This window comes from Pseudoxanthomonas sp. SGT-18, from assembly GCF_003931645.1.
In the GTDB taxonomy this organism is placed as follows: Bacteria; Pseudomonadota; Gammaproteobacteria; order Xanthomonadales; family Xanthomonadaceae; genus Pseudoxanthomonas.
Window position 1 is genome coordinate 1 of record NZ_RRYJ01000001.1, and the last position, 13,334, is coordinate 13,334.

10 protein-coding genes are annotated in these 13,334 nt (G+C 71.9%); 5 read left to right on the forward strand and 5 right to left on the reverse strand.

The features are described 5' to 3' along the window. Positions 1–233 precede the first annotated feature (233 nt). Entirely contained in the window at positions 234–740 is a 507-nt protein-coding gene (locus tag EIM47_RS00005) for an O-acetyl-ADP-ribose deacetylase (RefSeq protein ID WP_026010175.1), read from the forward strand. Positions 741–746: 6 nt separating this feature from the next. Here the strand turns inward: EIM47_RS00005 and EIM47_RS00010 are convergent, their stop codons facing one another. From EIM47_RS00010 to EIM47_RS00020, 3 genes are all read right to left on the reverse strand, one after another. After that, entirely contained in the window at positions 747–1,745 is a 999-nt protein-coding gene (locus EIM47_RS00010; RefSeq protein ID WP_050992098.1) for an isoaspartyl peptidase/L-asparaginase, read from the reverse strand. Between the two features lie 90 nt (positions 1,746–1,835). Continuing rightward, positions 1,836–2,954, reverse strand: a complete 1,119-nt coding sequence (locus tag EIM47_RS00015) for an anhydro-N-acetylmuramic acid kinase (RefSeq protein ID WP_164514516.1) — start codon at positions 2,952–2,954, stop codon at positions 1,836–1,838. Between the two features lie 19 nt (positions 2,955–2,973). Further along, on the reverse strand, positions 2,974–4,401 hold the full coding sequence (locus EIM47_RS00020) for a peptidoglycan DD-metalloendopeptidase family protein (RefSeq protein WP_125075743.1): 1,428 nt from the start codon (positions 4,399–4,401) through the stop codon (positions 2,974–2,976). 182 nt (positions 4,402–4,583) lie between these two features. On the opposite strand from EIM47_RS00020, the gene tyrS reads away from it, so the two are divergent. Continuing rightward, positions 4,584–5,792, forward strand: a complete 1,209-nt coding sequence (gene tyrS, locus EIM47_RS00025; protein WP_028914390.1) for a tyrosine--tRNA ligase — start codon at positions 4,584–4,586, stop codon at positions 5,790–5,792. A gap of 72 nt (positions 5,793–5,864) precedes the next feature. On the opposite strand, the gene putA is transcribed toward tyrS, so the two are convergent. Beyond that, a complete protein-coding gene (gene putA / locus EIM47_RS00030) occupies positions 5,865–9,053 on the reverse strand; it encodes a bifunctional proline dehydrogenase/L-glutamate gamma-semialdehyde dehydrogenase PutA (RefSeq protein ID WP_125075744.1) in 3,189 nt (1,062 codons plus the stop codon). A gap of 196 nt (positions 9,054–9,249) precedes the next feature. After that, complete coding sequence (locus tag EIM47_RS00035; protein WP_019397020.1) at positions 9,250–9,963, reverse strand: AraC family transcriptional regulator; 714 nt, start codon at positions 9,961–9,963, stop codon at positions 9,250–9,252. Between the two features lie 211 nt (positions 9,964–10,174). Between EIM47_RS00035 and EIM47_RS00040 the strand changes: the two genes are divergently transcribed. From EIM47_RS00040 to ctaD, 3 genes are all read left to right on the forward strand, one after another. Then, positions 10,175–10,648: a DUF2244 domain-containing protein gene (locus EIM47_RS00040; RefSeq protein ID WP_028914392.1), complete on the forward strand. Its 474-nt coding sequence runs from the start codon at positions 10,175–10,177 to the stop codon at positions 10,646–10,648. A 19-nt stretch (positions 10,649–10,667) separates the two neighbouring features. Continuing rightward, a complete protein-coding gene (gene coxB / locus EIM47_RS00045) occupies positions 10,668–11,591 on the forward strand; it encodes a cytochrome c oxidase subunit II (protein ID WP_026010171.1) in 924 nt (307 codons plus the stop codon). A gap of 62 nt (positions 11,592–11,653) precedes the next feature. Next, entirely contained in the window at positions 11,654–13,267 is a 1,614-nt protein-coding gene (gene ctaD, locus EIM47_RS00050; protein WP_019397017.1) for a cytochrome c oxidase subunit I, read from the forward strand. Positions 13,268–13,334: the final 67 nt, after the last annotated feature.

Genomic DNA, 13,334 nt, shown 5'->3' on the forward strand with positions numbered 1-13,334 from the left:
GGGGGGGGGGGGGGGGGGGGGGGGGGGGGGGGGGGGGGGGGGGGGGGGGGGGGGGGGGGGGGGGGGGAACGCGCGCGTTGGGTAGCGGAATTTTAATTTCGGCAGCCGCCCCCGGCAGCCCGGCCCGTGGAACATTGCGTCATCGCTGCTTCAGCTGCGCGGGCGTCGCGCGGCTGTACGCGGGCCAGCCGCGTGGCACCCTGCGCAGTGCCAGGCACGGAGGAACGCGAACCATGACCCTGCGAATGCGGGCGGTACAGGCCGACATCACCACCCTGGCGGTGGACGCCATCGTCAATGCCGCCAATTCCTCGCTGCTGGGCGGCGGCGGGGTCGACGGCGCGATCCACAGCGCCGCCGGGCCGGGCCTGCTGGAGGAGTGCCGCGCGCTGGGCGGCTGCCCGACCGGCGAGGCGCGGATCACCGCCGGCCACCGCCTGCCGGCGCGGCACGTGATCCATACCGTCGGCCCGGTCTGGCGCGGCGGCCAGGCCGGCGAACCGGAACTGCTGGCGGCCTGCTACCGCAACAGCCTGGCCCTGGCCGAGGCGCATGGCTGCGCCAGCGTCGCCTTCCCCTCGATCAGCACCGGCGTGTACGGCTATCCACCGGACCTGGCGGCGCCGCTGGCGCTGGCCACAGTGGCGGGGTTCCCGGCGCGGGTGGTGCGGGAAGTGCTGTTCTGCTGCTTCTCGGCGGCCGACCTGGCGCGCTACCAGCGCCTGCTGGCCGGCGCCTGAGCCGGCTCAGGGCAGCGGCAGCGGCTCGTCGAACACCGCCACGTGCGGCACCCCGTCGGCGCCGATCCAGCCGCGGTACATGCCGCCGGTGTTGAACGGCAGGGCGATGCTGCCGTCCGCGCCCAGGGCGATGGCGCCGCCGTTGCCGCCGGCGGCGGGGATGTCGCGGTTGATCACCTCCGCGGCCGCCTGCACCAGCGGCTGCCCGGCCAGCCGCACCCGCGCGCAGATCTCGTGCGCGGCGGCGGCGCGGATGTAGTACTCGCCCCAGCCGGTGCCGGACACCGCGCAGCGGGCGTCGGCCCAGGTGCCGGCACCGATGATCGGGGAGTCGCCGATCCGGCCCCAGCGCTTGTTGGTCATGCCGCCGGTGGAGGTGCCGGCGGCCAGGCCGCCGCGCGCGTCCAGCGCCACCGCGCCGACCGTGCCGAAGTAGGGGTGCGCCGGCGCGGTGGCGGCCTGGCCCTGCTCGCGCGCCCGCGCCTGCTGCAGCTGGCGCCAGCGCTTGTCGGTGCGGAACCAGGACGGATCGACCAGCTCGATGCCCCGGGCCGCGGCGAAGGCCTCGGCGCCCTCGCCGGCGAGCATCACGTGCGGGGAGGCTTCCATCACCGCGCGCGCCAGGCGGATCGGGTTGCGCACCCGGCGCACCCCGGCGATCGCGCCGGCGCGGCCACTGGCGCCGTCCATGATCGCCGCGTCCAGCGCGTTGTGGCCGTCGTGGGTGAACACCGCGCCGCGGCCGGCATTGAACTCCGGCGCGTCCTCCAGCACCGCGATCGCGGCAGTCACCGCGTCCAGCGCCGCGCCGCCCTCGCGCAGCACCGCGTGCCCGGCCTGCAGCGCCCGGGCCAGGGCCTGGCGCGCGGCGGCTTCCTCGGCGGCCGCCAGGCTGCCTCGCTCCACCCCGGCGCCGCCATGCAGCACCAGCAGTGGCGCCGCTGCCGGGGCGCCGTCGTGTACCGGATCGGACTGCACTCCGGCCTGGGCGCCGGCCGCGAGCATCGCGCCCAGTGCCAGCCAGGCCGCCATCCAGGTCCCGCCACGCTTGCCCATTGCCATCCTCCTCTTCCGGTGCGGCGCGCGGCGCCGCGCTCAGGCCGGGTGCACCACGCCCAGCACGCGGGGTCCGCGCGCGCCGGTGACCGCCGCCAGGTTGCCGGGGCGCCCGGCCAGGGTTTCGCGCGCCAGCCAGGCGAACGCCATCGCTTCCACGAAATCCGGGTCCAGGCCGTAGGCCGCGGTGGACTCGACCGCCACCTGCGGCAGGCGCGCGCCCAGCCGCGCCATCAGCACGGGGTTGCGCACGCCGCCGCCGCATACCAGCACGCGCGCGGTGCCGGGCTGGTGCGCCTGCAGCGCGTCCGCGACGGTGGCGGCGGTCAGTTCCAGCAGGGTGGCCTGCACGTCGGCCGCGGGCTCGCCGCGCAGGCGCGCTTCCACCCACTCCAGGTGGAACTGCTCGCGGCCGGTGCTCTTGGGCGGTGGCAGGGCGAACCAGGGCTCGTCCAGCAGCCGTGCCAGCAGCGCCTGGTCCACGCTGCCGGAGGCGGCGAACGCGCCGCCGGCGTCGAACGCCGCGCCGGTATGGCGCAGGCACCAGGCATCGAGCAGGGCGTTGGCCGGGCCGGTGTCGAAGCCGCGTATCGCGCCGGCGCGCGGCAGCAGGGTGTAGTTGCCGATCCCGCCGAGGTTGAGCACGGCGCGGTCCTCGGCCGGCGAATGCAGCAGGGCGGCGTGGAACGCCGGCACCAGCGGCGCGCCCTGGCCACCGGCGGCGACGTCGCGGCGGCGGAAGTCGCAGACCGTGGCGATGCCGGTGCGCTCGGCGATCACCGCGCCGTCGCCGACCTGCAGGGTGAACGGCGCCGGGCCGTGCGGGCGGTGGCGCAGGGTCTGGCCGTGCGAGCCGATCGCCGCCACCTGCGCCGGCGGCACCCCGGCCTGGCGCAGCAGGGCCAGGGCCGCGGCGGCGAAGGCCTCGCCCACCTGCACGTCCAGCCGGCCCAGCTCGTCCAGCGACTGCGGCTCGCCGCCCTGGCCGATCGCGACCAGGCGTGCGCGCACGGCTTCTTCCCAGGGATGGGTATGGGCGGCGACCAGGCGCAGGCCCGCGGTGGCGGGGCCGTGGGGGAATTCGACCAGCGCCGCGTCGATGCCGTCGGCGCTGGTGCCCGAGATCAGGCCAAGGAAGAGTCGGGACATGCGCGCCATTGTAGGCGCGGGCGCCGGCTCAGCCGCGCTTGCCGGCGGCCTTGTCCGCCTCCGCCTTGGGTGCGCTGGCGTAGAGCAGCTGCTCCATCGACTCGATGCGCGCCAGGGTCGGCGCGGTCTGCTGCCGGAACGCGGCCAGGGCGGCGCCCTTGAGCGGCTCCGGTGGCGGCATGGTCACCGACAGCGGGTTGCGGTGCTGGCCGTTGACCCGGAATTCGTAGTGCAGGTGCGGGCCGGTGGCCAGGCCGGTGGAGCCGACGTAGCCGATCACCGTGCCCTGGGACACGTGCTGGCCCTGGCGGATCTTGCCGAAGCGCGACATGTGCGCGTACAGCGTGGTGTGGCCCTTGCCGTGGTCGAGGATCACCACGTTGCCGTAGCCACGCTGCTGGCCGACGAACTGCACCCTGGCGTCGCCGGCGGCCATGATCGGGGTGCCGGTGCCGGCGGCGTAGTCCACGCCCTTGTGCATGCGCATCTTGCCCAGCACCGGGTGGTGGCGCGCGCCGAACTTGGACGACAGCCGCGCATACGGGATCGGCATGCGGATGAAGCTCTTCTTCAGCGGGCGCCCGTCGGGGGTGTAGTAGCCGACCTTGCCCTCGTGCTCGAAGCGCACGCCGGTGTAGGTCTTGCCGCCGGTGGTGAAGCTTGCCGCCAGGATGCGGCCGCCGCCGATGCGCTCGCCCTCGCGCCAGGTCTCCTCGATCACGGCGCTGAAGCGGTCGCCGCGCTGCACGTCCTTGAAGTCGATGTCGTACTTGAAGATCTCGTCGGTCATCACCGCGATCGAGGCCGGGCTCAGGCCGGCCTTGCGCCCGGCGGCGTACAGCGAGTGCTCGATCTCGGCGCTGGCCACCGCGATCCGGGTGGTGGTGGCGCGCTCGAGCACCTTCTGGTGGATCTTGCCGCCGGCCAGGGTCAGCTCGACCCGCTCGGTCGGGCTGCGGTCGAAGCGGAAGCCGTGCAGCTGCCCGTCCTCGCCCAGGGCGAAGGCCAGTTCGGCGCCGGGACGCAGGCGGCTGAGCGGCTCGCGGTTGCCGGGCTGCTCGAGGATCTGGTGCATCACCTGGCTGGACACGCCCATCGCCGCGAACAGCGCGCCCAGGGTCTGGCCGGGCTGGATCTGGACCACTTCCCACTGGTGCCCGGGCTGGGCCGCGGTGGGCGCGCGCACGGTCAGCGGCGGCAGGCTCAGCGGCAGGGTGGCGTGCAGCCGGGTCTGCGGCTCCAGCTGCGCGGAGAATCCGGGGATGATGGTGGCGATCAGGGCGCCGAGGGTGGCGAACAGGCTGGCGTGGACCCAGTGGCGGCGGGTCCAGCGGGTGTTGAAGGCCGCCGGGAAGCGCTTCTTCAGCTTGAGCTTGTGGCGGAGGGTTCTGTGGTGGAGGATCCCGAGCCGGTCGTGGAACTGCTGCTTGCGCACGCGGTGTTCGGTCAGGGGCATTGGACGGCTTCCTTCACGGGACCCCGGAATGCGGCCCACCGCCGCGTACCTTAGACACATGAAATCCATGCGTCAAACCATTGAAGAACCTGAACTTTCCGGTGGCGCCCCCGTTAACTAGCACTTAACATGACGTTCAAGTTTGTCAGCCCCCTTCCCCCGACTTCCCGCTGGAGCAGAACGTGCCTTCCGTCGAAGAATCCCTTGCCCTGATCGGTCGCGGCGCCGACGAGATCCTCAAGCCCGAGGAGCTGGAGGCGCGGCTGAAGCTTGGCCGCCCGCTGCGGGTCAAGGCCGGCTTCGACCCCACCGCGCCGGACCTGCACCTGGGCCATACGGTGCTGCTGAACAAGATGCGCCAGTTCCAGGACCTGGGCCACCAGGTGATCTTCCTGATTGGCGACTTCACCGGGATGATCGGCGACCCCACCGGCAAGAGCGCCACCCGCAAGCCGCTGACCCGCGAGGACGTGCTGGCCAACGCCCAGACCTACGCCGAGCAGGTGTTCAAGGTGCTGGACCGCGAGCGCACCGAGGTCCGCTTCAACAGCGAGTGGTTCGGCAAGATGTCGGCGGCGGACATGATCCGCCTGGCCGGCCAGCACACCGTGGCGCGCATGCTCGAGCGCGACGACTTCTCCAAGCGCTTCGCCGCGCAGCAGTCGATCGCCATCCACGAGTTCCTGTACCCGCTGGTGCAGGGCTACGACTCGGTGGCGCTGCAGGCCGACGTCGAGCTGGGCGGCACCGACCAGAAGTTCAACCTGCTGATGGGCCGCGGCCTGCAGGAGCACTACGGGCAGGCGCCGCAGATCGTGCTGACCATGCCGCTGCTGGAAGGCCTGGACGGCGTGAACAAGATGAGCAAGTCGCTGGGCAACTACATCGGCATCGCCGAAGCCGCGATCGACATCGTCAACAAGACGATGAAGATCGGCGACGAGCTGATGTGGAAGTGGATCGAGCTGCTCAGCTTCGAGATCTCCGCCGCCGAGGCGCGCAAGCTGCGCGAGGAGGTCGCCGCCGGCCTCAATCCGCGCGACGTCAAGCTGCGCCTGGCGCGCGAGCTGGCCACCCGCTTCCACGACGCCGCCGCGGCCGAGACCGCGATCGCCGGCTGGCACGCCGCGGTCACCGGCCAGGGCGATACCTCGCTGCTGCCGCTGCAGGACGTGGCCGTTCCGGCCGAGGGCCTGCGCATCGCCGCCCTGCTGACCGCCGCCGGCATCACCCCGTCCAACTCCGAGGCCAACCGCAAGCTCAAGGAGCGCGCGGTCAAGGTCGACGGCGAAGTGGTCGAGGACGCCTCGCGGGTATTCACCCCGGGCTTCGAAGGCGTGCTGCAGGTGGGCAAGCGCAACTTCGCGCGGGTGCGCCTGGTCGCCGCCTGAGCCCGGCGGCCGGCGGATGGAAAAGGGGCGCCGATGGCGCCCCTTTCCGTTTCCTGCGTGGCTGGCCGCGGCTCAGTCGCCCAGGGTCAGCAGCGAGGCGTTGCCGCCGGCGGCGGTGGTGTTGATGGTCACCGTCTTCTCGGTGGCGAAGCGCAGCAGGTAGTGCGGGCCGCCGGCCTTGGGGCCGGTGCCGGACAGGCCCTGGCCGCCGAACGGCTGCACGCCCACCACCGCGCCGATCTGGTTGCGGTTGACGTAGACGTTGCCGACCTTGGCCCGCGCCACGATGTGCTCGACGGTCCCGTCGATGCGCGAGTGGATGCCCAGGGTCAGGCCGTAGCCGGTGGCGTTGACCTGGTCGATCACCGCGTCCAGCTGGTCGGCCTTCCAGCGGACCACGTGCAGCACCGGGCCGAACACCTCGCGCTGCAGCTGCGAAAGCGACTGCAGCTCGTAGGCGCGCGGGGCGAAGAAGCTGCCGTGCTCCAGCGCCGGATCCAGCGGCGCCACCGCGATCGCGCGCGCCTCCTGGTCCATGCGCGCGGCGTGCGCCTTGAGCATCTCCAGCGCGTCGGCGTCGATCACCGGGCCGACGTCGGTGGCCAGCAGCGCCGGGTCGCCAACCTGCAGCTCGGCCATTGCGCCGGCCAGCATGGTGGTGACCTTGTCGGCGATGTCCTCCTGCACGAACAGCACGCGCGCGGCCGAGCAGCGCTGGCCGGCGGAGGTGAAGGCGCTGGCGATGGCGTCCTTGACCAGCTGCTCGGGCAGGGCCGAGGAATCGGCAATCAGCGCGTTCTGGCCACCGGTCTCGGCGATCAGCACGGCGATGCCGGCGTCCTCGCGCGCGGCCAGGGCGCGGTTGATCGCGCGCGCGGTCTCGGTCGAGCCGGTGAAGGCCACGCCGGCCACGCGCGCGTCGCTGGTGAGCGCGGCGCCGACGCTGGCGCCGTCGCCGGGCACGAACTGCAGCACCGCCTCCGGCACGCCGGCCTCGTGCAGCAGTTGCACCGCGGCGTGGCCGACCAGGCTGGTCTGCTCGGCCGGCTTGGCCACCACCGCGTTGCCGGCGGCCAGGGCCGCGGCCACCTGGCCGAGGAAGATCGCCAGCGGGAAGTTCCACGGGCTGATGCACGCGAACACGCCGCGGCCCTGCAGCTGCAGCTGGTTGGACTCGCCGGTCGGGCCCGGCATCTGCTCCGGGGCGCCGAACTTCGCCCGTGCCTGGGCGGCGTAGTAGCGCAGGAAGTCGACCGCCTCGCGTACCTCGGCCACCGAGTCGGGGATGGTCTTGCCGGCCTCGCGCACGCACATGGCCATGAACTGCGGCATGCGCTGCTCCAGCAGGTCGGCGGCGTGCTCGAGGATCGCGGCGCGGCTGGCGGCCGGGGTGCGGTCCCACTGCGGCTGCGCGGCCACGGCATTGGCCAGGGCGCGGTCCACGGTGGCCGCATCGCCCGGCTGCCACTGGCCGACGACCTGGCGGCGGTCGGCCGGGTTGCGCACCACCGCCGGCTCGCCGGCGGGCGCGGCGGCGCCCGGCACCAGCGGCGCCGCGCGCCACGGACCGGTATGCGCGGCCATCTGCGCGGCCAGTTCCCTGATGGTGTTGTCGTCGGCGAGGTTGAGGCCCATGGAGTTGTTCCTGTCGAAGCCCTGGTGGGTGTAGAGGTCGCGCGGCAGCGGGATGCGCGGATGGGGGATGGAGGCGAAGCCGGAGACCACGGCCACCGGATCGCGCACCAGCTCGGCCACCGGCACGTCCTCGTCGGTGATGCGGTTGACGAAGCTGGAATTGGCGCCGTTCTCCAGCAGGCGGCGGACCAGGTAGGGCAGCAGGTCCTCGTGGCTGCCCACCGGCGCGTACACCCGGCAGGGCACGCCCAGGCGGTCGGCCGGAACCACCTCGGCGTAGAGGTCGTCGCCCATGCCGTGCAGCTTCTGGTGCTCGTAGGTGCGGCCTTCGGCGATCGCCCGCACCGCGGCGATGGTGTGCGCGTTGTGGGTGGCGAACATCGGGTAAAGCGCGTCGGCATGGCCGAACAGGCGCCGCGCGCAGGCCATGTAGGACACGTCGGTGTTCTGCTTGCGGGTGAACACCGGGTAGCCGGCCAGGCCCTCGACCTGGGCGCGCTTGATTTCCGCGTCCCAGTACGCGCCCTTGACCAGGCGCACCTGCAGGCGGCGGCCGGTGCGGCGGGCCAGGTCGGCCAGGTAGTCGATCACGAACGGCGCGCGCTTCTGGTAGGCCTGCACCACCACGCCGAAGCCGTCCCAGCCTTCCAGCGAGGCGTCGCTGACGACCTTCCCGATCACGTCCAGCGACAGCTCCAGGCGGTCGCATTCCTCGGCGTCGACGGTGCAGCCGATGCCGTAGGAACGGGCCAGCTGCGCAAGTTCCAGCACCGCCGGGGCCAGTTCGGCCAGCACCCGCCCGCGCTTGGCGTGCTCGTAGCGCGGATGCAGGGCCGAGAGCTTGATCGAGATGCCGTGGGCGCGGGTGACGTCGCCGCCCGGGCCGCCGCCGCGGGCGAGGTTGTCCTTGCCGATGGCGTGGATGGCGCGCTTGTAGTCCTCCAGGTAGCGGCGCGCGTCCTTCGTGGTCAGCGCGCCCTCGCCGAGCATGTCGAAGGAATAGCGGTAGCCGGCGTTGTCGCCCTTGTGCGAGCGGGCCAGCGCCTCCTCGATGGTGCGGCCCATGACGAACTGGTGGCCCATGATCCGCATCGCCTGGCGCACGGCCAGGCGCACCACCGGCTCGCCGATGCGCGCCACCAGGCGCTTGAACGCGCCGGGCACGTCGTGGCGGGTGGCGTCGTTGAGCTGCACCAGGCGGCCGGTGAGCATCAGGCCCCAGGTCGAGGCGTTGACCAGCACCGATTCGCTCTGGCCCAGGTGCTTCTCCCAGTCGGCGTCGCCGAGCTTGTCGCGGATCAGCTTGTCGGCCGTTTCCTGGTCGGGGATGCGCAGCAGCGCCTCGGCCACGCACATCAGCAGCACGCCTTCCTCGCTGCCCAGGTCGTACTGGCGCATGAAGGCCTCGATCGCGCCCTGGTCGGCGGCGCGGGCGCGCACGCGGCGGACCAGGTCGGTGGCGAGGGCCTCGACCTCGGCCTGGCGGGCGGGGTCCAGGCGCGCCTGCTCCAGCAGCTCGCGCACATGGGTGGTCTCGTCGCGCAGCCAGGCGGCGGTGATGGCTGCGCGCAGGGGCGAAGCGGTGCCAGGCGGCAGCTCCTGGCAGGGGACGGTCAGGGCGGACATGGGTCGACTCGGAACGGGGCGGCCGGAGGGCCGCCGTGCGAGCGCATCTTCGCCGCCGGGCGTGGCGGCTGGATTGATCGATTCCCCCGGCGCGGACGCGGGGGGCGGCACAAACGCAGCGCGCGCGGGCCGCGTCCCCAGCCTGGTCCACCGGCGGGCGGATGGCGTGAACGCCGGCGTCGCCTGCCTGTCCGGTTCAGCCCGCGCGCAGGCGCCGGTACTCGCCCGGGGTCATGCCCACCAGGGCCACGAAGCGCCGGGTGAAGGCGCTCTGGTCGGAGAAGCCGCAGGCCTGGGCAATGGAGGCGATGCTGCCGGGCCCGTGCAGGCGGTGCATCGCCGCCTGGATCCGCACCCGGGTCAGCAGCTGCAACGGCGAGAGCTGGAACACCTTCTGGAAGGTGCGCTCGAGCTTGGACTCGGAGAAGCCGGTGATGTCCAGCAGGTCCTGCACCCGGATGTTCTCGGCGTAGTGCCGGTTCATGTGCACCAGGGCCTCGCGCAGGGAGCGGTAGTCCGCCTCCAGGCCCTCGCGCCCGGCCAGGTCGCGGGAGATGCCGATCAGCCCGGCCACCTGGCCGTCGATCCGCAGCGGGCGCTTGCAGGTCAGGCACCAGCCCGGCTCCTGGTCGGAGAACAGGTGCAGCTCCAGCAGGTTGTCGATCACCGCCCCTTCCAGCACCTGGCGGTCCTGCAGGCCGTAGTTGGCGCCCAGGCCGCTGGGATACACCTCGCTGGCGCGCTTGCCGATGATCTCCTTGCGCGAGCGCAGGCCGAGGCGGCGCAGCATGGTGGCGTTGACGTGGGTGTAGCGGCCCTCGCGGTCCTTGATGAAGAACAGCACGTCCGGGATCGAGTCGAACAGGGCCTCGACCTCGGCGGCATCCACGGCGAGCGGGCTGGGCTTCACGGGGGCAGGGGGTCCGGCGGCAGGGCACGACATTCTAATTGGGTGCGGTGCCAGGCCGCCCCCGGTCCGGCCCGGGCCGCCCGGGCGCGACCCCCTCCATGCCACGGCCCGGGCCCGGCCGCCTTGTCCTGGATCAATGCGGGTTGCCGCTGCCAGTGATTCGCGCTTACCATCTTTCGGTTTTCCGCAGCTGCGAGCGGCGGTAGGCGACGTGATCGAGGTGCTGCCAGGCAGGTCCGGCGACGCCGGCGCGCAGTTGAGGCTGCGCCCGCCGCGGGCCCTGACGGCAGGCCAGTTCAGGGCGCTGTTCGCCGCGCTGGCGGGGGCGATGTGGCTGGCGGCCGGCCTGGGCTGGCTGGCGGGCAACGTCTTCGCGCCGGCGTTCGCACTGCTGCACAGCGCAGGGGTGGCGCTGGCGTTGCGCATGCTGTGGAGCAACGGGGAACGCGGCGAGGAGATCGCCATCGGGCCGCGGGCGGTGGAAGTCCGCCGCGGCGCCGAGACGGTATTCAGCGCCCATCCTTACTGGGTGAGGCTGCAGGTGGCGCCGGAAGATGGCATGGTCATGCTCTCCTCCGGCGGCCGGGACGTGGAGGTGGGAGCCTTCCTCGGCCCGGGCGAGCGCCGGCAGCTGGCGCGGTGCCTGAGGGAATTCCTGGCGGCCGCCAGCGGCCGCAACCGATGACGCAACCAGGGTCTAGGCAATGATGCAAGCGAAGGGATGGTGGAAGCGTTGGATGGCTGCGGGCACGCTGATGGCGGCACCGTTGCTGGCCTGGGCCCAGTCGGCCGATCCGCAACGGTGGCAGCTGAACATGGGGCGCGGCGTCACCGCCACCTCCCAGAACGCCTATGACGCGCACATGGTCGCGCTGTGGATCTGCGTGGCCATCGGCGTGGTGGTGTTCGGCGCGATGGCCGTGGCGGTGGTCCGCTTCCGCAAGTCCAAGGGCGCGGTCGCGGCCCAGTTCAGCCACAACACCACCGCCGAGCTGATCTGGACGGTGATCCCGGTCCTGATCCTGATCGCGATGGCCTGGCCGGCCACCGCCAAGCTGATCTCGATGTACGACACCCGCGACGCCGAGATGACCGTCAAGGTCACCGGCTACCAGTGGATGTGGAAGTACGAGTACCTGGGCGAGGGCGTGAGCTTCACCAGCCGCCTGGACCGCGAGCACGACCGCATCCGCCAGAGCGGCGAGCGCCCGGACCCGGCGCAGCACCCGCACTACCTGCTCGAGGTGGACAACCGCCTGGTGCTGCCGGTGGACACCAAGGTCCGCTTCGTGATCACCGCCGACGACGTGATCCACTCCTGGTGGGTGCCGGCGCTGGGCTGGAAGCAGGACGCCATCCCCGGCCTGATCAACGAGGCCTGGACCGAGATCAAGACCCCTGGCGTGTACCGCGGCCAGTGCGCCGAGCTGTGCGGCAAGGACCACGCGTTCATGCCGATCGTGGTCGAGGCGGTCTCCAAGGAGGAATTCGCGCGCTGGCTGGCCTCGAAGAAGCCGGCCGCGCCGGAGGCGCCCGCGGAGGAGTCCGGCGAAGCGCCGGCCGACGCCGCCGAGCCGGTCGACGAGGCCGAGGGCAGCGCCCCGGCCGCGGCGCCGCAGGCCGCCTGATCCCGCACGCAACGGCCGCCGCCGCGGCCGCCACGCAAACGCATCCCAGAGGTAGCAACGCCATGGCCCATACCGCCGCCGAGCACCACGACGACCACCACGGCCACAAGCAGGGGTTCGTCGAGCGCTGGTTCTTCTCGACCAACCACAAGGACATCGGCACGCTGTACCTGCTGTTCTCCTTCGTGATGTTCATCATCGGCGCGGCCATGAGCGTGGTCATCCGCGCCGAGCTGGCCACCCCCGGCCTGCAGGTCGTCAGCCCCGAGTTCTTCAACCAGATGACCACGGTGCACGCCCTGGTCATGATCTTCGGCGGCGTGATGCCGGCCTTCGTCGGCCTGGCCAACTGGATGGTGCCGCTGCAGATCGGCGCGCCGGACATGGCCCTGCCGCGCATGAACAACTGGTCGTTCTGGCTGCTGCCGGTGGCCTTCACCCTGCTGCTGATCTCGCTGTTCCTGCCCGGTGGTGCGCCGGCCGGCGGCTGGACCCTGTACCCGCCGCTGTCGCTGCAGGGCGGCTACAACGTGGCCTTCACCATCTTCGCCATCCACGTGGCGGGCATCAGCTCGATCATGGGCGCGATCAACATCATCGCGACCATCCTCAACATGCGCGCCCCGGGCATCGACCTGCTGAAGATGCCGATCTTCTGCTGGACCTGGCTGATCACCGCGTTCCTGCTGATCGCGGTGATGCCGGTGCTGGCCGGCGCGGTGACCATGCTGCTGACCGACAAGTTCTTCGGCACCAGCTTCTTCAACGCCGCCGGCGGCGGCGACCCGGTGATGTACCAGCACATCTTCTGGTTCTTCGGCCACCCCGAGGTCTACATCATGATCCTGCCCGCCTTCGGCGTGGTCAGCGAGATCATCCCGACCTTCAGCCGCAAGCCGCTGTTCGGCTACCAGGCCATGGTGTACGCCACCGCCGCGATCGCCTTCCTGTCGTTCATCGTGTGGGCGCACCACATGTTCACGGTGGGCATGCCGCTGGGCGGCGAGATCTACTTCATGTTCGCGACCATGCTGATCTCGGTGCCGACCGGCGTGAAGGTGTTCAACTGGGTCTCCACCATGTGGAAGGGCTCGCTCACCTTCGAGGCGCCGATGCTGTGGGCGATCGCCTTCGTGCTGCTGTTCACCATCGGCGGCTTCTCCGGCCTGATGCTGGCGATCGTGCCGGCCGACTTCCAGTACCACGACACCTACTTCGTGGTCGCGCACTTCCACTACGTGCTGGTCACCGGCGCCGTGTTCGCGCTGATCGCCGCGGTGTACTACTGGTGGCCGAAGTTCACCGGCCGCATGTACAACGAGCGCTGGGCCAAGTTCCACTTCTGGTGGTCGGTGGTGTTCGCCAACCTGCTGTTCTTCCCGCAGCACTTCCTGGGCCTGGCCGGCATGCCGCGCCGCATCCCGGACTACAACGTGGTGTTCGCCGACTGGAACCTGGTCAGCTCGATCGGCGCGTTCGGCATGTTCGCCACGCCGTTCATGATGGGCTTCATCCTGTGGCACTCGCTGCGCCACGGCGCCAGGGCCGAGGCCCGCGCCTGGGAAGGCGCGCGTGGCCTGGAGTGGACCATCCCGTCGCCGGCGCCGCACCACACCTTCACCGTGCCGCCGGTGATCAAGGACGGCGACCTGGCCCACGGCGACATCACCCACTGAGCTTCCGCCGCGGCGGAAGCAGTTCCCGCCCGGCGCGCCCGGGCGGGCCCGGAACAACGGAGGAACG